Below are 22,030 nucleotides of genomic sequence, written 5' to 3'. Positions count from 1 at the left end.
AACAAGGCAGACATCAACTGCCCCCACGCAGTGTTGTTCCAACTCGAAAAACGTATCAGACCGCCCTAGCCCATGACGTCAAAAACGTGATGCGACGGCGCTCACTTTGAAAAAGGTAAACGACAATGAAAGCTTTATTAGTGGCATTGGCCCTGTGCGGCGTCAGTAGTCTGGCCATGGCCGAAGAATCGCAGACCAAAGTGGCTGCGCAACAGGCGCGTGTCGAGCAATATACCTACGGCACTCATCTGGATATCGCTCGGGTTATTTCCATCAGCCAGATACCCAATGTCTGCGAAGTGGTCCCGGCGCGGATGGTGTATGAAGATTCGCAGGGCGCACGCCACACCATGGGCTATCAGGTGATGGGCAACGGCTGCAGCAACGGTTGAGGCTTCTTGCCGTTGCAACCTGTGCACGACGCCTCGCCGCTATAGCCTCGCCGCTATATAAGGTGCGAGGCGCATGCACGAAGTGGGTGACGGAACTATCAATGAGCGAGTTATTTATCCGTTGAATGCGGATCTGATTCGCGCCCCACTTCATAGTCGCGCAACTTGTTGGCAATTGTTGTATGAGACACTCCCAGGCGTTTGCCTAATTGGCGACTGCTGGGATATTGCGCATAGAGTTGTTCCAGCACCGACTTTTCAAAGCGCCCGATAATAGCGCCCAGCCCGCCCTCCAGCGACACCTCACTCAACCCCTGTCGCATGCCGTAGTCCGGCAAACGAATATGCTCGGCCTGCACCTTGCCGCCGTCACACAGCGATACGGCCTGAAACAATACATTTTCCAATTGCCGCACATTACCGGGCCAGTGGTACTGACCAAGGCGTTTGATGGCCGCAGGTGATATGCCGGGCAGCGCACAGCCGATCTGCCGGCTGGCCTGATCGAGAAAATGCTCCACCAGCGGCTCAAGACCGTCCAGACAGTCGCGCAGTGGGGGTATATGCAGTGAAAGCACATTAAGGCGATGATAAAGGTCCTGCCTGAACATGCCCTTGGCGCACAGCTCCGAGAGATCGACCTGGGTCGAACACATCACCCGCACATCGAGAAACATGTCCTCGTCGCTGCCGACCCGGCGAAAACTGCCGTCCTGAATGAAGCGCAGCAGCTTGGCCTGCATGCGGGCACTCAGCTCGCCCACGCCATCGAGAAACAGCGTGCCGCCCGCGGTCAGCTCCAATAGCCCCAGCCGCCCTTCCGCACGCGCACCTTCGAACGCGCCGGGGTCATAGCCGAACAGCTCGATCTCGGCCATCGACTCCGACAACCCGGCGCAGTTGAGCGCCATCAGCGGTGACTGGCCGCGCGGGCTGGCCAGGTGGCAGGCGCGGGCCAGCAATTCCTTGCCGGTGCCGGTCTCACCCTCGATCAGCAGCGGCGCATCGAGGGGCGCCATGCGCCGCGCCTCGCGAACCACAGCGGCCATGACCTTCGAGCTCTGAAAGATACTGTCGAAGCCGCGCAACTCCTGCTTGCGCACATGGTAGATGCGCTCGCCGACCCGATCAGCACGGTGCAGCGTCAGCACGGCCCCGGCCATGGCCTCGCTGTCATCATGTTCCGATTGCAGGGGCGCGATATCGGCAAGAAACACATCGCCGCATACCTTGACCCGCAGGCCGTTGATCCGCGACTGGCTGGCGCGCACCAGTTCAGGCAGGTCGAAATCTTCGGCGTAACGCGACAAGGGCATGCCCGGCACCTCATCGACCCGCACACCCAGCAATTGCGCAGCGGCACGATTGGCCGCAACGATAGCCCCGCCCATGTCGATGGACAACACCGGAAATTCCAGCGCGCCGAGCAAGGCATTGAGCTCCATGTGCCGGCGCTCGCTGGGCATCAGCCCGACACGCTTGACGCCGAACACCCCGGTGATCGCCTCGAACTTCGGGCGCAAGGCCTGGAACTGCAGGTTGATCAGGTTCGGGCAATGCAGATAGATCGCGTCACCGTGCTCACCCCCCACTTCACCACGCGCCACGTTGACGCCGTAAGCCACCAGCAGATCGAGAATGTCGCGAAGAATGCCGATGCGGTTCTGGCAGTGCACCTTGATGCGCATGAGTCGTTGCCCCTGTGAGGGTATGTTTTTTATGAGGCGGCAAAATTAATGTCAACAATACGTTACGCATGCACGCTTCGCGAGCGGCAGTAGGACTGATTTCAGGCCTCATTCATCGCAAACGTAAACTTTTCGTTACGAGCCAGTGATCAAACCCTTGCGCTGCCCTGCTCACCGCCGCTGACGCGCCCTCGAAACCGGGTTATTCCTGAACACAGGCTTTTACAAGAACACTCTAAAAACAGCAGCCTTTCGAGGACATCAGCATGGCCCAGACGCTTTACGTGGCACGCGAGCCGGACGCTTCGGGTTTCATCGATTACACGGCGGACGAACATGCGGTATGGAACACCCTGATCACCCGGCAGATGGAGATCATCGAAGGGCGTGCCTGCCAGGAGTATCTGGACGGCATCGAGCAACTGGGCCTGCCGCTTGATCGCATTCCTCAGTTAGGCGAAATCAACAAGGTTCTGGGCGCGACCACGGGCTGGCAGGTCGAGCGAGTGCCTGCGCTGATCCCCTTCCAGACGTTTTTTGAACTGCTGGCCAGCAAGCGTTTTCCGGTGGCGACGTTCATCCGTAGCGCAGAAGAACTGGACTACCTGCAAGAACCGGACATCTTTCATGAAATATTTGGCCACTGCCCGCTGCTGACCAATCCGTGGTTTGCCGAATTCACCCATACCTACGGCAAACTCGGCCTGAGCGCGAGCAAGGAACAACGCGTGTACCTGGCCCGGCTGTACTGGATGACCATCGAGTTCGGCCTGGTCGATACCCCGCAGGGGCGGAAAATCTACGGCGGCGGTATTCTTTCTTCGCCGAAGGAAGCGCTGTACAGCTTGTCGTCAGCCCCCGAACACCGGCCTTTCGATGCGCTTGAAGCGATGCGCACGCCTTATCGCATCGACATTCTGCAACCGCTGTACTTTGTCCTGCCGGATCTGAAGCGTCTGTTCGACCTGGCGCAGCAGGACATCATGGCGCTGGTCGGGCAAGGCATGCAGTTGGGCTTGCACGCACCCAAGTTTCCACCTAAAACCAAAAGCCACGCCGCCTGACACTCGGCCAGCTCTCCGAAAAGGACCCTCTGCTTATGACCACCTTGAATCAACCTCACTGTGAAGCCTGCCGTGCCGATGCGCCGCAGGTCAGCGAAGCCGAATTGCCGGAACTGCTCAAGCAGATCCCGGACTGGAGCATCGAGGTCCGCGACGCGGTGATGCAGCTGGAAAAAGTCTTTCTGTTCAAGAATTTCAAATGGGCGCTGGCGTTCACCAACGCAGTGGGTGAGATTGCCGAAGCGGAAGGCCATCATCCCGGCCTGCTGACTGAGTGGGGCAAGGTGACCGTGACCTGGTGGAGCCACTCAATCAAGGGCCTGCACCGCAACGACTTCATCATGGCCGCGCGCACTGACGAAGTGGCCAAGGGCGCAGAAGGCCGAAAATAAAATGATTGGCGGGCCATGGACCTTGCCAGAGCGGTCCGGCCCAATGAAATCAAGCTGCTCAGCACCTCGCAAGGTGAAAAGCCGGACAGTAAAAACGCGATTTTGTTTCACGATCAGGGCAATCAGGGTAAAAAAATATCCTGATTGTCATTTTCAGTGGGTTATCCTGCGCAGGCTTTTTAAAGCACGGTTCTATCTGCAACCCCTTGCGAGGAGCGACGACGATGCATGAAATCCCTAACTTCCCACCAGGCCAACAGGAACCACAACAGTCGACTCTGGCTCAGCAAGAGCTTGGTCAACCTGTCGCAATGAAAGCAGCACCCTCGGCTCAAGACAGCCAGAAAGCCGGAAGCAAAGACTGAAGGCGATTGTTTTCAGGCGTATCGAAAAACGGTTTTGCCGGTTTTCAATACGCCTGGAAAACCAGCAACAGGCAAACAGCAGATTTTTATGAGCGACTTCACTGAAACCCAAGCCAGCGCCCTGATTGGCACCGCCGAGAAAATGATCGAGATCTGGTCACGCCTCAGCCCGGAAAAACAGAGCGCCCTGCTCGCCCGTTTCGGTACTCAGGAAAACGCCTTGGCCGCTCTCGTGACCACACACCTTGTGGCCCCCAGGGACAAATAGCCCCTCCATTCAGGTTTATTTCAATCTGTTGCACCTGCATCGCCCGATGCATCGGTATGATGAGCACTTCGAGAGCTTGCTAAGGGTTTTCCCTGCCCGCTCGAACGCCATGCCCGCAAAAGAACGAAAGCCCGCCCCATGTCCGAGACACAGCAAAACACACCGCAAACCCCGATGGCCGTTACCCTGACCGTCGTGTCCATCGTGATGTTCACCTTTATCGGCTACCTGAACATCGGCATTCCCCTCGCCGTTCTGCCCGGCTATGTCCACAGTGATCTGGGCTTTGGTGCAGTCATCGCCGGGCTGGTCATCAGCGTGCAATACCTGGCCACGCTGATCAGTCGGCCCTGGTCGAGTCGCATCATCGACAATCTGGGCAGCAAGAAAGCTGTGCAGATCGGGCTGACCGGTTGCGGGCTGAGCGGTGTGTTCATGCTGGTGCCGGTGTGGCTGGACAGCTGGCCGATGGCGAGCCTGGTGATTCTGCTGATTGGCCGGGTGATCCTCGGTGCTGCGGAAAGCCTGGTCGGTTCTGGTTCGATTGGCTGGGGCATCGGCCGGGTCGGCGCACAGAACACCGCCAAGGTCATTTCCTGGAATGGCATCGCCAGCTACGGCGCGCTGGCCATCGGTGCGCCACTGGGCGTGTGGATGGTTGACGAACTCGGCCTGTGGACAGTGGGCGTGAGCATCATGCTGCTGTGCGCGCTGGGCCTGTACCTGACCTGGCATAAAGAGCCGGCGCCTATTGTGCAGGGTGAGCGACTGCCATTCATGCATGTGCTGGGGCGAGTGTTTCCGCATGGCATGGGCCTGGCATTGGGCGGTATCGGTTTCGGCACTATCGCGACGTTCATCACCCTGTATTACGCGAGCAACCACTGGCCGAATGCCGCGCTGTGCCTGACGCTGTTTGGTGGCAGTTTCATCGCCGCGCGCCTGCTGTTCGGCAACCTGATCAATCGCCTGGGCGGCTTTCGAGTGGCGATTGTCTGCATGTCCGTGGAAAGCCTGGGGCTATTGCTGCTGTGGCTGGCACCCACTCCGGACCTGGCGCTGGCTGGCGCGGCGCTGACCGGCTTCGGATTCTCGCTGGTATTCCCGGCGCTGGGCGTGGAAGCGGTCAATCTGGTCCCGGCGTCGAGCCGGGGCGCGGCAGTGGGCGCCTACTCGCTGTTCATCGACCTGTCACTGGGCATCACCGGGCCACTGGCAGGCGCCATTGCCGCCGGTTTCGGCTTCGTCTCGATCTTCCTGTTCGCGGCACTGGCGTCACTCACCGGGCTGGCGTTGAGCGTTTATCTGTACAAGCAGGCACAGGTGCTGCGCCAGTAATGATCGGTGCTCATAGTCATACAGGTCCTGAAGAGCCCGAAAAGCGGAGTTTTCAGGCTGCTGCCCGCAGGGCGTAGGAGCGAACTTGTTCGCGAAGACATTGTTTTGAACGCAAAATCTTCCGCGACGGTACGGGCCCTTTCGCGAACAAGTTCGCTCCTACGTTCGAGCGTGGGAACGGGGCTTTTGTAGGAGCGAACTTGTTCGCGAAGGCATTGTTTTGAACGCCAGATCTTCCGCGACGGTACGAGCCCTTTCGCGAACAAGTTCGCTCCTACGTTCGAGCGTGGGAACGGGGCTTTTGTAGGAGCGAACTTGTTCGCGAAGACATTGTTTTGAACGCCAAAATTTCTGCGACTGTACGAGCCCTTTCGCGAACAAGTTCGCTCCTACGTTCGAGCGTGGGAACGGGGCTTTTGTAGGAGCGAACTTGTTCGCGAAGGCATTGTTTTGAACGCTAAATCTTCTGCGACTGTACGGGCCCTTTCGCGAACAAGTTCGCTCCTACGTTCGAGCGTGGGAACGGGGCTTTTGTAGGAGCGAACTTGTTCGCGAAGACATTGTTTTGAACGCTAAATCTTCTGCGACGGTACGGGCCCTTTCGCGAACAAGTTCGCTCCTACGTTCGAGCGTGGGAACGGGGCTTTTGTAGGAGCGAACTTGTTCGCGAAGACATTGTTTTGAACGCTAAATCTTCTGCGACTGTACGGGCCCTTTCGCGAACAAGTTCGCTCCTACGTTCGAGCGTGGGAACGGGGCTTTTCTAGGAACGAACTTGTTCGCGAAGGCATTGTTTTGAACGCCAAATCTTCCGCGACGGTACGGGCCCTTTCGCGAACAAGTTCGCTCCTACGTTCGAGCGTGGGAACGGGGCTTTTGTAGGAGCGAACTTGCTCGCGAAGGCATTGTTTTGAACGCTAAATCTTCTGCGACTGTACGGGCCCTTTCGCGAACAAGTTCGCTCCTACGTTCGAGCGTGAGGGCGGGAGGGCTTTTGTAGGAGCGAACTTGTTCGCGAAGACATTGTTTTGAACGCCAAAATTTCTGCGACGGTACGGGCCCTTTCGCGAACAAGTTCGCTCCTACGGCCTGCGGCCAGAATCAAGCGCAGACTTTTGTATAGCGCTGAGCACTGCGTGGCACGAGACTGAAAAACACCTCAGAAATCCACTTTCCCGCGTCCGGCCTTGATCGAGCCGCGCTTGCTCTTGGACTCCAGGCGCCGGGTCTTGGAGCCGAGGGTCGGGCGGGTCGGGCGGCGTTTCTTTTCGACCTTGGCCGCGTTGACGATCAGCTCGCTCAGGCGCAGCAAGGCATCGGCACGGTTCTGCTCCTGGGTTCGATACTGCTGAGCCTTGAGCACAATTACGCCGTCGCTGGTGATCCGGCTGTCACTCAACGCCAGCAGCCGCTCCTTGTAGAACGGCGGCAGCGACGAAGCGTTGATGTCGAAACGCAAATGCACGGCGCTGGAGACCTTGTTGACGTTCTGCCCGCCCGCGCCCTGGGCACGGATAGCGGTCAATTCGATCTCGGCGTCCGGCAGATGAACGTTGTTGGAAATCACCAGCATCGGGGTCTCTTCTTCTCGGAAAAGGGCAAGGCTATTTGCCAGACTCGGCAGGCACGACAACGCTACGCCTGTTTTTGGCCCGGTAACAGACCCACATCACCGCCAGCCAAACCGGGATCGCATACACCGAGATCTGGATGCCGGGGATCATCAGCATGATGCCGAGGATGAACACCACGAAGGCCAGGCACACATAGTTGCCATAGGGATACCACAGTGCCTTGAACAGCGGCACTTGTGCGGTGCGGTTCATGTGCTGGCGGAATTTCAGGTGCGAGTAGCTGATCATTGCCCAGTTGATCACCAGCGTGGCCACCACCAGCGACATCAACAGTTCCAGCGCCTGCTGCGGCACGAAATAATTGAGCAGCACCGCGACCAGTGTCACGGCGGCAGAGGCGAAGATCGCCTTGACCGGCACCCCGCGTTTGTCGACCTGGGCCAGCGCCCTGGGTGCATCACCCTGCTCGGCCATGCCCACCAGCATGCGGCTGTTGCAGTAGGTGCCGCTGTTGTAGACCGACAGCGCTGCCGTCAGCACCACAAAGTTGAGGATGTGCGCCGCCGTGTCGCTACCCAGCATCGAGAACACCTGCACGAACGGACTGCCGCTGTAGGAATCGCCAGACGCATTCAGGCTGGCCAGCAGGCTGTCCCACGGCGTCAGTGACAACAGCACCACCAGCGCGCCGATGTAGAAAATCAGGATGCGGTAGATGACCTGGTTGATCGCCTTGGGAATTACGGTCTTCGGCTGTTCGGCTTCAGCAGCAGTGAAACCGAGCATTTCCAGGCCGCCGAAGGAGAACATGATGATTGCCAGCGCCATCACCAAACCGCTGACACCATTGGGAAAGAATCCTCCATGCTCCCAGAGATTGCTGACCGAGGCCTGCGGGCCACCGCTACCGCTGACCAGCATGTAGCTGCCCAACGCAATCATGCCGATGATCGCCACCACCTTGATGATCGCGAACCAGAATTCGGTCTCGCCGAAGACCTTGACGTTGGTCAGGTTGATGGCATTGATCAGCACGAAGAAGGCTGCCGCGGATACCCAGCCCGGGATGTCCGGCAACCAGTAATGGATGTATTTGCCGACGGCAGTCAGCTCGGACATGCCGACCAGGATGTACAGCAGCCAGCAATTCCAGCCCGACAGAAACCCGGCGAAACCGCCCCAGTAGTTGTGGGCGAAGTGGCTGAACGACCCGGCGACCGGTTCTTCGACGATCATCTCGCCCAGCTGGCGCATGATCATGAAGGCGATGAAGCCACAGATGGCATAACCGAGAATCATCGACGGCCCGGCTGATTTCAGCACGCCCGCCGAGCCGAGAAACAGGCCCGTTCCGATAGCACCGCCCAGGGCGATCAACTGGATGTGTCGATTCTTCAGGCCACGTTTCAGTTCGCCCGAGGGTGAGGTTGTTTCACTCATTCAATAGCCACCTGATCGATCGTGTTCTGTGACGGAATAGAACCTGTTGCGCTCGTGGCGCAACAGAATTGCAGCGTTCGAGGCGGATGGCCCGGAGCGTTGAACAGCACTGTTTCACAGAAAAAAGCGCAGCATTGTACACGTGCATCCCGGCTGAGGTTCAAAACAGGGGGGTCGAGGTGCCGCGGCTGTGTGACCGCACTTTTCAGAGCGCCGAAAACGACAACGCCAGCCCTGTGGACTGGCGCTGCCATTCATTCACACCGCGCGATCACTCGGGCTTGCGACGACCGAAGCCCGGACGCTGACCTGAACCTGCCGGTGGGCCACGACGCTTGCCTGACGGCGCATCATCGTTGACCAGCTTGATGCCGACACGCTTGGGGCCCGGCTTGGCCGGACGCTTGTTCATGTCGCTCGGACGCTCGGCGACCGGCGTGCCACGGCTGTTGTCGGCCGGACGCGGCGCGCGCGAACCGGGCTTGCCCGAATCCTTGCGCGGCGAAGGACGCTGAGTCGAATCGCCACCGCGCGGACGATCACGCTCGCTGCCGGTGATCTGCGGCTGACGCGGCGCGCGCTCGCCGCCGGTCGCCGGAGCACCAGCAGCCGGACGCAAGGTGCGAACGCGCTCGCCTTTGCCCAGAGGGCGCGACGATTGACGCTGCAGACGCTCCATCTTGTCCTTGGTCTTGGCATTCATCTGCGGCTGGGCCACAGGTTGCAGACCGACTTCAGCGGCCAGAATATCGACTTCGTACTGGCTCATTTCGCGCCAGCGACCCATCGGCAGGTCGGAGTTGAGGAACACCGGCCCGTAACGCACGCGCTTCAGGCGGCTGACCACCAGCCCCTGGGATTCCCAGAGACGACGTACTTCGCGGTTGCGGCCTTCCATCACCACGCAGTGATACCAGTGGTTGAAGCCTTCGCCGCCCGGTGCCTGCTGGATATCGGTGAAGCGCGCAGGACCGTCTTCGAGAATCACACCGTTCTTGAGGCGCAGCAGCATGTCGTCATCGACTTCGCCACGCACGCGAACCGCGTATTCACGGTCCATTTCAAACGACGGGTGCATCAGGCGGTTGGCGAGTTCACCGTCGGTGGTGAACATCAGCAGGCCGGTGGTGTTGATGTCGAGACGACCGATGTTGATCCAGCGGCCTTCTTTCGGGCGCGGCAGACGATCAAACACGGTCGGACGGCCTTCAGGGTCGTCACGGGTGCAGATTTCACCATCGGGCTTGTTGTACATGATGACGCGACGGACCGTTTCGGCCGCTTCTTCGCGCTTGATGACGCGACCATCGACACTGATGGCGTCATGCAGGTCGACGCGTTGACCGAGGGTCGCGTCCTTGCCGTTGACCTTGATACGGCCCTGGGTAATCCAGGCTTCCACGTCACGGCGTGAACCCACGCCAATGCGCGCCAGAACCTTCTGCAGCTTTTCGCCTGCGGGTCCGATTTCCTGGCTGTCCTGCTTGTCTTTTTCACTCATCTGGGCACCTCCCGGTGTGTCGAATCAGGGCTGGCCGAGAACCGGCAAGACCTGTGCCCGGCGCGCTGTGGATAGCGGCAAGGCGAAATACTTGAAAGCCCGGGCGACACTTGATCGCCGAGGGTCGGCCATCATACGCCCCTGCGCCGGTTTACGCATCCGGCGTCAGCGGCAAATGCCCGGATCACTTCTTCTTTTTGCGACCGGCGGTCTTGAGCTTCGCCAGCCGCTTGGCAGACTCATCAAGCACCGTGCGTTTGTCGTCCTTGTCGAGCTTCTTCCAGGACTTGATTTCGCGCTTGCTGCGGCCGCATCCCAGACAAATGTCATCATCGAACTTGCACAGGCTGATGCAGGGGTTCTTGGTCGAACTCATGGGCAGCGAATCTCGTGGCGAGTGGTATCAGATGTGACCCTGGGCTGGCGTATGAATTCGACCGAAGTGCATCGGGCGTTGGCAGGGCAGTTCTGATTGTCGTTCCGCACGCTCCAGGACGAGGTATCAAGAGGACGCAGATCGCCCATGGCTACATACAGGTCTTGTGGGAGCGAGCTTGCTCGCGAAAGGGCCCTTACAGAATCCGAAAATAGCGAGCCTGCACCATCGCCTTCGCGAGCAAGCTCGCTCCCACGAGACTTGTGTATCACGCTGAACGCTTCAGCGTGGGAGCGCTAGTCAATCAGACCTCATCGTCGCCTTTGTCGTCTTCAGGCTCTGGCTCCGCGCGTAGCAGGTCATCGAAGTCGGTCTTGAGGCCCTGCTCCATCGAGTCCAGTTCCACCAGCAGGCTGCGGAAGCTGGTTTCGTCACGCGGGGCTTCGGGCTCTGCGTCCGGGTCGAGGCTGGCGTCGGCCAGGGCTTGCAGGTGCGCAGGCACCGGCGCCTCTTCGAAATCCAGCACTGGCTCGGTTTCCATTTCGCGCAGGTCGGCCAGCGGCGGAAGTTCGTCGAGGCTTTTGAGGTTGAAGTGGTCGAGAAAGCCCTTGGTGGTCGCGAACATGGCCGGTTTGCCGGGCACATCACGGTAGCCCACCACGCGAATCCACTCGCGCTCGAGCAGGGTCTTGACGATGTGGCTGTTGACCGCGACACCGCGCACATCTTCGATCTCGCCCCGCGTGATCGGCTGGCGGTAGGCGATCAGCGCGAGGGTTTCCAGCATGGCCCGGGAGTAACGCTGCGGCCGCTCTTCCCACAACCGCCCGACCCACGGCGAAAAGCGGTCACGAATCTGCAGACGATAACCCGACGCCACTTCCTTGAGCTCGAAGGCGCGCCCCTCACAGGACTTGCGCAACACCTCGAGCGCCTTTTTGAACACCGAAGGTTCAGGGCGCTCGCCTTCCTCGAACAGCTCATACAGCCGCTCCAGCGTCTGCGGTTTTCCGGAGGCCAGCAGAAATGCTTCAAGCAACGGGGCCAGTTCGCGAGGTTCGTTGAGATTCATGGGTGTGTTTTAGCTCTACTCGGCTCGCGCCCGGACATGGATCGCCGCAAAGGGCTCGTTTTGGACCAGCTCGACAAGGGATTCCTTGACCAGCTCAAGCACCGCCATAAACGTCACGACCACACCCAGACGCCCTTCTTCGGCAGTGAACAGCTCGGCGAACGGCACAAAACCGCCGCCCTTGAGACGTTCCAGCACATCGCTCATGCGCTCGCGGGTGGACAGTGCCTCGCGACTGACCTGGTGGCTTTCGAACATGTCGCCGCGGTGCAGCACTTCGGCCATCGACATCAGCACTTCTTCGAGACTGACATCCGGCAGCAACTTGCGTGCACGGGCTTCGGGAGCGTCCAGTTTTGGCACGATGACATCGCGCCCCACCCGGCTCAGGCCATCGATGCCCTCGGCGGCCGCCTTGAAGCGCTCGTATTCCTGCAAGCGGCGAATCAGCTCGGCGCGCGGATCGCCTTCTTCCTCTTCGACTTCCGCCGAACGCGGCAACAGCATGCGCGATTTGATCTCGGCCAGCATGGCGGCCATGACCAGATACTCGGCAGCCAGCTCCAGCCGCACGGTTTTCATCAGCTCGACGTAACCCATGTACTGCTTGGTGATCTCGGCCACGGGAATATCGAGGATGTCGATGTTCTGTTTACGGATCAGGTACAGCAGCAGGTCGAGCGGCCCTTCGAACGCTTCGAGAAAAACCTCCAGCGCGTCGGGCGGGATGTACAGGTCCAGCGGCATCTGCGTGACAGCACGCCCATAGACCAGCGCGAACGGCAGTTCCTGCTGGGCGTCTGCCTGGCTGTCCACCGACTCGACGGCTGTCATCAGGCGCGTTCACCGAAAGGCGTCGGATCACCGCAACCAACCCGAACGATCTGGGGTTCACCCTCAGCCAGGTTAATGACCGTGGACGCCGAAATACCGCCGATCCCGCCATCGATGATCAGGTCGACCTGATGCTCGAGAACCTGGCGCATCTCATAGGGATCGCTGAGGGGCACGCTGTCGCCCGGCATGATCAGGCTGACGCTCATCAGCGGCTCGCCCAATTGCTCCAGCAGGGCCTGGGCGATGGGATGGCTTGGCACACGCAGGCCGATGGTGCGGCGCTTGGGGTGCAGCACCAGACGCGGCACCTCGCGGGTGGCGTTGAGAATGAAGGTGTATGGCCCTGGCGTGTGCGCCTTCAGTGCGCGGAACGCGCCGGTGTCGACCTTGGCAAACAGCCCCAGTTGCGACAGATCACAGCACATCAGGGTGAAGTTGTGCTTGTCGTCCAGCTGGCGCAGGCGGCGGATACGCTCGATGGCGCTCTTGTCACCGATCTGGCAACCCAGTGCATAGGACGAATCTGTCGGGTACACCACCAGCCCGCCGGCCTTGATGATTTCAGCGGCCTGTTTGATCAGGCGCGGCTGCGGGTTTTCCGGATGGACCTGGAAAAATTGACTCACGATTACTTCCTGTTCAGACGGAGGCAGTAGGCTGTTCATGTTTGAATCTGCACCACAAAGGCGGTAGATCTTCAGGCACGGGGCGATAAGTGCCGATTTCGCCCCAGGTGCCAGGACCGTGGAAGTCGCTGCCGGCGGAAACCAGCAGACCGAACTCGCGGGCAAGGATGGCCAGGGTGCCGACCTGATCGGCAGGCTGCATGCCATTGACCACTTCTATGGCGTGCCCACCGGCCTGGACGAAATCGCCGACCAGTTTACGCCGTTTACTGCGGGTAAAGTCATAATGTGAAGGATGTGCGAGGCTGACCCATGCACCCGACGCCCGCAAGGTGGCTACCGTGTCTTCCAGCGTCGGCCAGTGCTGTTTCACATCGCCCAGTTTGCCCGCGCCCAGCCATTTGCGAAATGCCTCGGCGCGATCCTTGACGAAGCCCGAGCGCACCATGAAGTCGGCAAAGTGCGGACGCGCAGGCGCATTACCGCTGTCACCCAGCTCCTGCTGAATCGCGCGCGCGCCTTCCAGCGCCCCTGGCATACCTTTGATCGCCAGTTTGCGGCTGATTTCTTCCGCACGCAGCCAGCGTCCTTCGTGCAAACGGCTGATGGCTTCGGTCAGCGCCGGGGCCCGGGTATCGAATCCGTACCCCAGAATATGGATCGTCGCCCCGCCCCAAGTGCAGGACAGCTCCACCCCGTTGACCAGTTGCATACCCAATGAATGCGCGGCCGCACGGGCCTCTTCAAGCCCTTCGAGGGTGTCGTGGTCGGTCAGCGAAAGGACGCGCACGCCGTTTTCATGAGCACGCGCAACCAGTGCCGTGGGCGAGAGCGCCCCGTCGGAAGCGGTGCTGTGGCAGTGCAGGTCTACATTCATAGTGATGCTTTCGTGTTCATTGATGTTTGTTATTATGCCGCCACATCCTGCTTCTGGCTGCCATTGTGAAACAATTCATCGACTTCATCCCGCTGCTGCTGTTTTTCATCGTTTACAAAACCGAGCCGCGCGCCGTGGATATCCTCGGCAATACCTATATGGTAGGCGGCATTTTCAGTGCAACGGCGATGCTGATCATCAGTTCGGTGGTGGTCTACGGCATTCTCTACGTCAAACAGCGCAAGCTGGAAAAAAGCCAGTGGCTCACCCTGGTGGCGTGCCTGGTGTTCGGCAGCCTGACCCTGGCCTTCCACAGCGAAACCTTCCTTAAATGGAAAGCACCGGTGGTCAACTGGCTGTTTGCAGTCGCCTTCGCCGGCAGTCATTTCATCGGCGACCGTCCGCTTATCCAGCGCATCATGGGTCATGCACTGACCCTGCCGGCGGCGATCTGGACCCGGCTCAACATCGCCTGGATCATATTCTTCCTGTTCTGTGGCGCAGCCAACCTGTATGTGGCGTTCACTTATCAGGAATTCTGGGTCGACTTCAAAGTATTCGGCAGTCTGGGCATGACCCTGATCTTCCTGGTCGGCCAGGGGATCTACCTGTCACGCCACCTGCATGACACCACTCCCAATACGCCCAAATCCGAGGACTGACATGCTCTACGCAATCATCGCCACCGACGTCGAAAACTCGCTGGAAAAACGCCTCAGCGTTCGCCCGGCACACCTGGAGCGCCTCAACGCGCTCAAGGATGAAGGCCGTCTGGTGCTGGCCGGTCCACACCCGGCAGTCGACAGTAACGACCCGGGCGCTGCCGGTTTCAGCGGCAGCCTGATCGTTGCGGAGTTCGAATCGCAAAGCGCCGCCAAGGCGTGGGCCGAAGCCGATCCGTTCGTGGCCGCAGGCGTCTACGCCAACGTCGTGGTCAAGCCGTTCAAGCAGGTTATGCCCTGAGCCTGCCCGACCGACTTCTTAACAGCTCTGCTTTCTGATCGAGGCAGAGTCACGCTGCACCCCGGTAGTGGCCAATTGAGTGAGTCATGAGCGAGCTGTTACTAATTGATGATGATCAGGAGCTGTGCGAGCTGCTGAGCAGTTGGCTGAGCCAGGAAGGCTTTCAGGTACGCGCCTGTCACGACGGGAACAGCGCGCGCAAGGCATTGGCCGACGCTGCCCCGGCGGCCGTGGTGCTGGACGTGATGCTGCCCGATGGCAGTGGTCTGGAATTGCTCAAGCAATTACGCGCCGAACACCCTGACCTGCCGGTGGTCATGCTCTCGGCACGCGGCGAGCCGCTGGACCGTATTCTGGGTCTGGAGCTGGGGGCTGACGACTACCTGGCAAAGCCCTGCGACCCTCGCGAACTCACCGCCCGCCTGCGCGCCGTGCTGCGCCGCAGCCATCCGGTGGCGTCGTCCAGCCAGCTCGAACTGGGCGACCTGACTTTCAGCCCGATGCGCGGCGTGGTCAGTGTCGACGAGAAGGAACTGACCCTCACCGTGTCCGAAAGCCGTTTGCTGGAAGCGCTGATGCGCCAGCCCGGCGAGCCGTTGGACAAGCAGGAACTGGCGCAACTGGCCCTGGGCCGCAAACTGACCCTGTACGACCGCAGTCTGGACATGCACGTCAGCAACCTGCGCAAGAAAATCGGCCCGCACGCCGACGGCCGCCCGCGCATCGTCGCACTGCGCAGCCGCGGCTATTATTATGCTCTTTGAGCAGCTACAAGCTGCAAGCTGCAAGCTACAAGCAGAGCGCTTCTGGCTTGAAGCTTGAAGCTGACAACTTGCAGCTGCCCCTTACACAAGCTTTACCAAGCGCTGACTGCGCTTGACCTTGATCTCCCTAAACTGGGCTTATCGGCATCGAGCCGCACTAGAGACAAGGAGATACACAATGCGCAAGACCCTGATCGCTTTGATGTTTGCCACTGCCCTGCCGACCATTGCCATGGCTGCACCACCAGCACCACCTGCCGGTGGCCCGGATGCTGACGGACCTGCCATGCACATGGATCGCGATGACCGCGGCCCAGGCCCTGGCCCACGTATGGATCGCGGCCCTGGCCCGATGGGACCGATGGCTGAGCTGGACCTGACACGTGAACAGCGTCAGCAGATCGAACGCCTGATGCGCGAGCAAAAGCATGAGCGCCGCGAAATCACTCAAAGCTACCTGGAAAAAATGCCTGCTGCCGACCAGAAAGCAATGCACGACGAAATCGAAGCCAAACGCTCCAAGACCGACAGCGAAGTTCGTGCACTGCTGAGGCCTGACCAGCAGAAGCTGTTTGACGAAATCAAGAAGAAAGAAGATGAGCGTCGCGCCGAATGGGCCGAGTTCAAGGCCTGGAAAGCGGCAAAAGCAGCAAAAACGCTGTAACCATCAGGCCTCGCGGCCCGGTGAGTTGAACACAACCCGGCATGCGCGCGCATGCCGGGCTTTTTTACTGAGACCGAGGAAATCCCGTGCGTTCATTGTTCTGGCGAATCCTGGCCAGCTTCTGGCTGGCCATCGCTCTGGTAGGCGGCCTGTCGGTGCTCATGGGGCATATGCTCAATCAGGATGCGTGGATCCTCAGTCGTCATCCGGTGCTCAACTCGTTGCCCGAACAGTGGACGCAACGCTTCGAGGACAAGGGCGCGGATAACGCTCAGGAATTTCTTCAGGACATCAAACGACGCAATCGTATCGACACGCAAGTGCTCAGCGACAGCGGCGAGCCGATGGTGCGCGGCACCTTCCCGCCCCGCGCCGCAGCCCTGGAAGCGCGGCAGCGGGAAGACGACGATCAGGGGCGCAAACTGCCCTGGCGCCGCCTGGCCACCGAGTACAGCAGCCCGAAGACCGGCGAAACCTACCTGTTTATCTACCGCGTTCCGCACCCGGAGCTCGACGAGTGGCACCGTCAGAGTCTGATGTGGCCGTTGAGCGCGCTGGGCATTGCCCTGGTGGTGCTGACCCTGTTCAGCCTGTTCGTGACGCTGTCGATTACCCGACCGCTGAGCCGCCTGCGCGGCGCAGTGTACGACCTGGGGCAAACCAGCTATCAACAGCACAGCCTCGGACAGCTGGCCAACCGCCGTGACGAATTCGGCGTGCTGGCCAAGGACTTCAACCGCATGGGTGCGCGCCTGCAAAGCCTGATTGGCAGCCAGCGCCAATTGCTGCGCGATGTGTCTCATGAACTGCGCTCACCGCTGGCCCGGTTGCGCATCGCTCTGGCGCTGGCGGAACGCGCGGAGCCTGCCGAGCGTGAAAAGCTCTGGCCACGGCTGGGTCGTGAATGTGACCGGCTGGAGGCGTTGATCAGCGAGATTCTGGCCCTCGCACGCCTCGACGCCGAGCTTCGTGGCCCTGAGCCCGTCGACATTGAAGCCCTGCTGCAGCGCCTGAAGAGTGACACACAGCTGGACGGTGTCGACCAGAATATTCGCGTCGAGGTGCAGGACAACCTGCAGTTCAAAGGCTGGCCGGACATGATCGAACGTGCGCTGGACAACCTGCTGCGCAACGCGCTGCGCTTCAACCCGAGCGGCCAGAGCATCGATCTGCAGGCAACGCTGGTGGGCGATCACATCCGTCTGAGCGTTCGCGATCATGGCCCGGGGGTTGCCGACGAACACCTGACACAACTGGGCGAGCCGTTTTACCGCGCCCCCGGCCAGACCACGCCGGGTCACGGTCTGGGGCTGGCGATCGCCAAACGCGCAGCGGAACGACATGGCGGCACTCTGATGTTGGGCAATCACCCGGACGGCGGGTTTATCGCCACGCTGGATCTGCCCAGAGAGCCGCTCGGTTCATCGTCTGTCTGATCAGCCCTGCCACTCGCTGACAAACCCGCCCGTATCGACTTTTGGTGCTTCGCGCGGCGGGTTCAGCGGGGTGCCCAGATACAGAAAGCCGAGCACTTCTTCGCCGGCTTCAAGGCCGAAGCCTTTGGCTACCTGCGGCGCATAGGACAGCTCGCCAGTCCTCCAGACCGCACCGATACCCAGTGCATAAGCTGCCAGCAACACACCATGGGCGGCGCATCCGGCGGTGATCCGTTGTTCTGAGTGCGGGACTTTGAAGTGGTCCTGCAAGCGCGCGATCACGACCACCACCAAGGGTGCGCGAAACGGGCCAAGACGGGCCTTTTCCAGCGCCTGCGGGGTAACTTCTGCGCCACTCTCCTGCAGCGCCTGCGCCAGCATCTCGCCCATGCGCTCACGGGCCGCGCCTTCGACCGTCAGAAAACGATACGGCTTGAGCTGTCCATGATCCGGGGCGCGCAATGCGGCACCGAACAGGATTTCCCGCTGCGCAGCGTCCGGGGCCGGGTCGACCAGTCGTGGAACCGATACACGATTGAGCAAAACGTCGAGCGCCTGCATGGACTGTCTCCTTGAAAAGTGATCGAGCATTCTAGAGCCTGTTTAGCGTCAATAACGAGTGCGACGGACAATTCGTTACCTCTGCGCTTGCAGCCGGTCCTCGGCCGCGCCGGTTTACATGCCCTCAAGCGCAGGTAGAATGGCGCCTTTCCTCACACCAGCCAGAGCCTGTCATGTCGTTGCCGACCTTGCGTATCATCGGTTTCATTATCGGCATCTTCCTGATCACCCTGGCTGTTGCCATGATCGTACCCATGGCCACGCTGGTCATCTACGACCGTTTCGAAGACCTGCGCGAGTTTCTCTGGGCCAGCGCCATCACCTTTATCGCCGGCCTGGCGCTGGTGGTGCCCGGACGTCCCGACAACGTTCAGTTGCGCCCGCGGGACATGTACATGCTGACCGTCTCCAGCTGGATCGTGGTATGCATTTTTGCCGCCCTGCCCTTTCTGCTGACCCAGCACATCAGTTACACCGACTCGTTCTTCGAGAGCATGTCCGGCATCACGGCCACCGGCTCGACAGTACTCAGCAACCTGGACAGCATGTCACCGGGCATTCTGATCTGGCGTTCGATGCTGCACTGGCTGGGCGGTATCGGCTTCATCGGTATGGCCGTGGCGATTCTGCCCTTGCTGCGCATCGGCGGCATGCGTCTGTTTCAGACCGAGTCCTCGGACCGCTCGGAAAAGGTCATGCCCCGCTCGCACATGGTGGCCAAGTTCATCGTGCTCGCCTACGTGGGCTTTACCGCGCTGGGCAGCCTGGCTTTCTGGGCGGCGGGCATGAGTCTGTTCGACGCGATCAACCATGCGATGTCGGCGATTTCCACCGGCGGGTTCTCTACCTCCGACCAGTCGCTGGCTAAGTGGCCGCAACCGGCGGTGCACTGGGTGGCGATCGTGGTGATGATCCTCGGCAGCCTGCCCTTTACCCTGTATGTCGCGACCCTGCGCGGCAACCGTAAGGCGTTGATCAAGGATGAGCAGGTTCAGGGCCTGATCGGGTTGCTGTTGATTACCTGGCTGGTCATGACCGTCTGGTACGCCAATACCACGGACCTGCCGTGGACCGAGGCGCTGCGCCATGTCGCGCTGAACGTGACCTCGGTGGTGACCACGACGGGTTTTGCACTCGGTGACTACAGCCTGTGGGGCAACTTCTCGCTGATGTTGTTCTTTTATCTGGGCTTTATCGGCGGCTGTTCCGGCTCGACAGCGGGCGGAGTGAAGATCTTTCGCTTTCAGGTGGCCTACATTCTGCTCAAGACCAACCTCAATCAACTGATCCATCCGCGCGCGGTGATGAAGCAGAAATACAACGGCCATCGGCTGGACGACGAGATCGTGCGCTCGATCCTGACCTTTTCGTTTTTCTTCACGATCACTATCTGTCTGATCGCGCTGATGCTGTCGCTGCTCGGGCTGGACTGGATGACTGCGCTGACTGGCGCTGCCAGTACGGTATCGGGTGTGGGACCAGGGCTGGGTGAGGTCATCGGGCCGGCGGGCAATTTCTCTACCCTGCCGGATGCGGCCAAATGGATTCTGTCCGGCGGTATGCTGCTTGGCCGTCTGGAAATCATTACTGTGCTAGTGCTCTGTGTACCGGCATTCTGGCGGCATTGAGGCCTGGCAGAGACCGCGGGCAAGGCATTATTTATCGTCCCCATGCTGCGCGTGGGCATGCAGTTCGTGACGCTCCGCGTCACACCCCGGCTCTGCGATGTCAGGTGGATTGATGTTCGGCTCAGGTCACCTTTTCGCCCCTCGGCGACTCACGTTGAGGGACCAAGTGAGCAACGTCAGTGCCATCGTGTTCGAAAAGCACTTTAGAGTAGTTTTGCTAGAGGCACGGTTCGGAAACTGATGACTATCGTCCCCACGCTCCGCGTGGGAATGCAGTTCGTGACGCTCCGCGTCACACCCCGGCTCTGCGATGTCAGCTGGATTGACGTTCGGCTCAGGTCACCTTTTCGCCCCTAGGCGACTCACTTTGAGGGACCAAGTGAGCAACGTCAGTGCCATCGTGTTCGAAAAGCACTTTCGAGTAGTTTTGCTAGAGGCACGGTTCGGAAACTGATGACTATCGTCCCCACGCTCCGCGTGGGAATGCAGTTCGTGACGCTCCGCGTCACACCCCGGCTCTGCGATGTCAGGTGGATTGATGTTCGGCTCAGGTCACCTTTTCGCCCCTCGGCGAGTTACTTTGATGAGGCCAAAGTAACCAAATCCTTTCACTCCTGTTTCCGGCCCGACTTCGTCGGGTTCCTTCGCCCTGTCACTGATCCGGGGGTCGCCGCAACGCGCCATCCATGGCACGGTGCGGCTAGCCTGCCGTCCTGCCAGGCTACCCCCGGATCAGCGCCAGGACTCAGCCGTCACTAACGTCGCACTCTGCGTCGTCAGTGCCATCGCGGTTGAAAAGCGCTTTTGCGGCAGTGGCTGCGGGCAAGGCATTAGATTGTTTTGCTATCGTTCCAACGCTGCGCGTGGGCACGATAGTCGTAAGCATGAGCGCGGAGAGCTGGCACGATAGTCGTAAACATGAGCACGACTCGAATACTCCACATCGGCACGACAGTCGGCTAAATTTGTGTATAACAACAAGAGCCCACACGAGGACAGGCACCGTGGATACCATCAGGCGTTTTTCGAGCTTTGCCGAGTTCTATCCTTTCTATCTTGCCGAGCACAGCAGCGCTACCAGCCGGCGTCTGCATTTTGTCGGTACGTCTCTGGTGATTTTCCTGCTGGCGTTTGGTGTGGGCAGCGGCCGCTGGGGGTTGTTGTGGTTGTTGCCGGTTGCGGGTTACGGCTTCGCCTGGGCCGGGCATTTCTTCTTCGAGAAGAACCGCCCGGCCACGTTCAAGCATCCGTTTTACAGTCTGCTCGGCGACTTCGTGATGTATCGCGACATGCTCTTGGGCAAGGTGCCGTTCTAGGCCGGTTGCTTCAGGCAAGCGTTTCGCTGACGGGTTCCTCGACCGCAACCTGTTGCGCCCTCAAATGCGCATCCGCCAGGCGGAACAGTTCGATGTTGCCGTCCAGGTGTTCGATCAGGGCGGTACAGGATTCGACCCAGTCGCCGCAGTTGAGGTATTCCACGCCGCCCACCTGGCGAATTTCCGCATGGTGGATGTGCCCGCAGACCACCCCATCCAGCCCGCGCTTCACGCATTCGTGGGCGATGGCTTCCTCGAAATCGCTGATGAAGTTCACTGCACTCTTGACCTTGTGCTTGAGGTACGCCGACAGCGACCAGTAGCCATAGCCGTATTTGGCGCGCCAGTGGTTGAGCCAGCGGTTGAGGGTCAGGGTGAATTCATAGGCCGAGTCGCCCAGAAAGGCCAGCCAGCGGTGGTAGCGGGTGATCACGTCGAACTGGTCGCCGTGAATGACCAGAAAGCGACGTCCATCGGCCGTGACGTGCTCGACTTCGTCGACCAGCTGGATGTTGCCCAGCACCAGCTTGGAGTAACGGCGCAGGAATTCATCGTGATTGCCGGTGACATAAATGACTTCGGTGCCGCGCTTGCTCATGGTCAGCAAGCGGCGAATCACGTTGGTGTGTGCTTGTGGCCAGTACATGCCGCCGCGCAGTTTCCAGCCATCGATGATGTCGCCGACCAGGTACACCTTGTCAGCCTGATAGCGCTTGAGAAAAGCGGAAAGGTGCTCGGCCTGGCAATCACGTGTGCCCAGATGAACGTCGGAAATCCACAAGGTGCGCACGCGCTGTTTGCGGCTGGGTGTGGCGAGCTGAGCACTGGTCATGTAACGACCTCCGGCAGGGTTTCCAGAAGAGTGGAGCATGCCGGTTAACCGAATGT

The 22,030-nt window shown here is 60.0% G+C and carries 23 protein-coding genes; 12 read left to right on the top strand and 11 right to left on the bottom strand.

The genetic code is table 11. The features are described from left to right. Positions 1–125 precede the first annotated feature (125 nt). Positions 126–392: a DUF2790 domain-containing protein gene (locus KBY08_RS03070; protein ID WP_003404113.1), complete on the top strand. Its 267-nt coding sequence runs from the start codon at positions 126–128 to the stop codon at positions 390–392. A gap of 110 nt (positions 393–502) precedes the next feature. Here KBY08_RS03070 and KBY08_RS03065 read toward each other — a convergent pair whose 3' ends face one another. Next, complete coding sequence (locus KBY08_RS03065) at positions 503–2,080, bottom strand: sigma-54-dependent phenylalanine hydroxylase transcriptional regulator PhhR (RefSeq protein WP_011268520.1); 1,578 nt, start codon at positions 2,078–2,080, stop codon at positions 503–505. A gap of 266 nt (positions 2,081–2,346) precedes the next feature. Here KBY08_RS03065 and phhA point away from each other — a divergent pair, with 266 nt between their 5' ends. From phhA to KBY08_RS03045, 4 genes are all read left to right on the top strand, one after another. Next, a complete protein-coding gene (phhA, locus tag KBY08_RS03060) occupies positions 2,347–3,144 on the top strand; it encodes a phenylalanine 4-monooxygenase (protein WP_104653221.1) in 798 nt (265 codons plus the stop codon). Positions 3,145–3,179: 35 nt separating this feature from the next. Then, positions 3,180–3,536 (top strand): 4a-hydroxytetrahydrobiopterin dehydratase, encoded by a 357-nt coding sequence (locus KBY08_RS03055; protein ID WP_104653222.1) that lies wholly within the window; start codon positions 3,180–3,182, stop codon positions 3,534–3,536. A gap of 453 nt (positions 3,537–3,989) precedes the next feature. Then, entirely contained in the window at positions 3,990–4,169 is a 180-nt protein-coding gene (locus tag KBY08_RS03050; protein WP_003314725.1) for a hypothetical protein, read from the top strand. A gap of 138 nt (positions 4,170–4,307) precedes the next feature. Beyond that, on the top strand, positions 4,308–5,507 hold the full coding sequence (locus tag KBY08_RS03045; RefSeq protein ID WP_004411096.1) for an MFS transporter: 1,200 nt from the start codon (positions 4,308–4,310) through the stop codon (positions 5,505–5,507). A gap of 1,159 nt (positions 5,508–6,666) precedes the next feature. Here KBY08_RS03045 and arfB read toward each other — a convergent pair. From arfB to KBY08_RS03005, 8 genes are all read right to left on the bottom strand, one after another. Beyond that, on the bottom strand, positions 6,667–7,080 hold the full coding sequence (gene arfB, locus KBY08_RS03040; RefSeq protein WP_003314723.1) for an alternative ribosome rescue aminoacyl-tRNA hydrolase ArfB: 414 nt from the start codon (positions 7,078–7,080) through the stop codon (positions 6,667–6,669). 31 nt (positions 7,081–7,111) lie between these two features. Then, positions 7,112–8,521 carry an amino acid permease gene (locus KBY08_RS03035; protein WP_003404128.1) on the bottom strand — a complete coding sequence of 470 codons (1,410 nt, stop codon included), beginning with the start codon at positions 8,519–8,521 and terminating at the stop codon, positions 7,112–7,114. A 271-nt stretch (positions 8,522–8,792) separates the two neighbouring features. Beyond that, positions 8,793–10,022, bottom strand: a complete 1,230-nt coding sequence (gene rluB, locus KBY08_RS03030) for a 23S rRNA pseudouridine(2605) synthase RluB (protein WP_003314721.1) — start codon at positions 10,020–10,022, stop codon at positions 8,793–8,795. 184 nt (positions 10,023–10,206) lie between these two features. After that, positions 10,207–10,398, bottom strand: a complete 192-nt coding sequence (locus tag KBY08_RS03025; RefSeq protein WP_003314720.1) for a DUF1289 domain-containing protein — start codon at positions 10,396–10,398, stop codon at positions 10,207–10,209. Between the two features lie 304 nt (positions 10,399–10,702). Then, positions 10,703–11,470, bottom strand: coding sequence for an SMC-Scp complex subunit ScpB (gene scpB / locus KBY08_RS03020; protein WP_024660855.1), 768 nt, complete (start codon positions 11,468–11,470; stop codon positions 10,703–10,705). Between the two features lie 15 nt (positions 11,471–11,485). Then, on the bottom strand, positions 11,486–12,184 hold the full coding sequence (locus KBY08_RS03015; RefSeq protein WP_170855934.1) for a segregation and condensation protein A: 699 nt from the start codon (positions 12,182–12,184) through the stop codon (positions 11,486–11,488). Positions 12,185–12,303: 119 nt separating this feature from the next. After that, on the bottom strand, positions 12,304–12,933 hold the full coding sequence (locus KBY08_RS03010) for an L-threonylcarbamoyladenylate synthase (RefSeq protein WP_003404133.1): 630 nt from the start codon (positions 12,931–12,933) through the stop codon (positions 12,304–12,306). A gap of 13 nt (positions 12,934–12,946) precedes the next feature. Beyond that, entirely contained in the window at positions 12,947–13,810 is an 864-nt protein-coding gene (locus KBY08_RS03005; protein ID WP_003404134.1) for a PHP domain-containing protein, read from the bottom strand. 65 nt (positions 13,811–13,875) lie between these two features. Between KBY08_RS03005 and KBY08_RS03000 the strand changes: the two genes are divergently transcribed. The 5 genes from KBY08_RS03000 (at position 13,876) to KBY08_RS02980 (ending at position 17,637) form a co-directional block, all read left to right on the top strand. Continuing rightward, positions 13,876–14,472, top strand: a complete 597-nt coding sequence (locus KBY08_RS03000; protein ID WP_011268525.1) for a septation protein A — start codon at positions 13,876–13,878, stop codon at positions 14,470–14,472. A gap of 1 nt (position 14,473) precedes the next feature. Beyond that, positions 14,474–14,773, top strand: coding sequence for a YciI family protein (locus KBY08_RS02995; RefSeq protein WP_003404138.1), 300 nt, complete (start codon positions 14,474–14,476; stop codon positions 14,771–14,773). An 86-nt stretch (positions 14,774–14,859) separates the two neighbouring features. Continuing rightward, positions 14,860–15,537, top strand: coding sequence for a response regulator transcription factor (locus KBY08_RS02990; RefSeq protein ID WP_003404140.1), 678 nt, complete (start codon positions 14,860–14,862; stop codon positions 15,535–15,537). Between the two features lie 178 nt (positions 15,538–15,715). Further along, entirely contained in the window at positions 15,716–16,201 is a 486-nt protein-coding gene (locus KBY08_RS02985; protein ID WP_003404142.1) for a hypothetical protein, read from the top strand. 86 nt (positions 16,202–16,287) lie between these two features. Further along, positions 16,288–17,637, top strand: coding sequence for a sensor histidine kinase (locus KBY08_RS02980; protein WP_011268526.1), 1,350 nt, complete (start codon positions 16,288–16,290; stop codon positions 17,635–17,637). Here the strand turns inward: KBY08_RS02980 and KBY08_RS02975 are convergent, their stop codons facing one another. After that, the gene (locus KBY08_RS02975; RefSeq protein WP_003404145.1) at positions 17,638–18,198 is read right to left on the bottom strand and encodes a nitroreductase family protein; all 561 of its coding nucleotides are present in this window, start codon (positions 18,196–18,198) and stop codon (positions 17,638–17,640) included. Positions 18,199–18,371: 173 nt separating this feature from the next. On the opposite strand from KBY08_RS02975, the gene KBY08_RS02970 reads away from it, so the two are divergent. Continuing rightward, positions 18,372–19,826, top strand: coding sequence for a TrkH family potassium uptake protein (locus KBY08_RS02970; RefSeq protein WP_003369828.1), 1,455 nt, complete (start codon positions 18,372–18,374; stop codon positions 19,824–19,826). Positions 19,827–20,830: 1,004 nt separating this feature from the next. Continuing rightward, positions 20,831–21,142: a DUF962 domain-containing protein gene (locus KBY08_RS02965; protein WP_003393857.1), complete on the top strand. Its 312-nt coding sequence runs from the start codon at positions 20,831–20,833 to the stop codon at positions 21,140–21,142. A 10-nt stretch (positions 21,143–21,152) separates the two neighbouring features. Here the strand turns inward: KBY08_RS02965 and KBY08_RS02960 are convergent, their stop codons facing one another. Next, positions 21,153–21,974 carry a UDP-2,3-diacylglucosamine diphosphatase gene (locus KBY08_RS02960; protein ID WP_011268528.1) on the bottom strand — a complete coding sequence of 274 codons (822 nt, stop codon included), beginning with the start codon at positions 21,972–21,974 and terminating at the stop codon, positions 21,153–21,155. Positions 21,975–22,030: the final 56 nt, after the last annotated feature.

This window comes from Pseudomonas sp. P135, from assembly GCF_020312125.1.
In the GTDB taxonomy this organism is placed as follows: Bacteria; Pseudomonadota; Gammaproteobacteria; order Pseudomonadales; family Pseudomonadaceae; genus Aquipseudomonas; species Aquipseudomonas fragariae.
The sequence above is the reverse complement of the archived record's forward strand: the minus strand, read 5'-3'. Positions and strand labels throughout refer to the sequence as shown.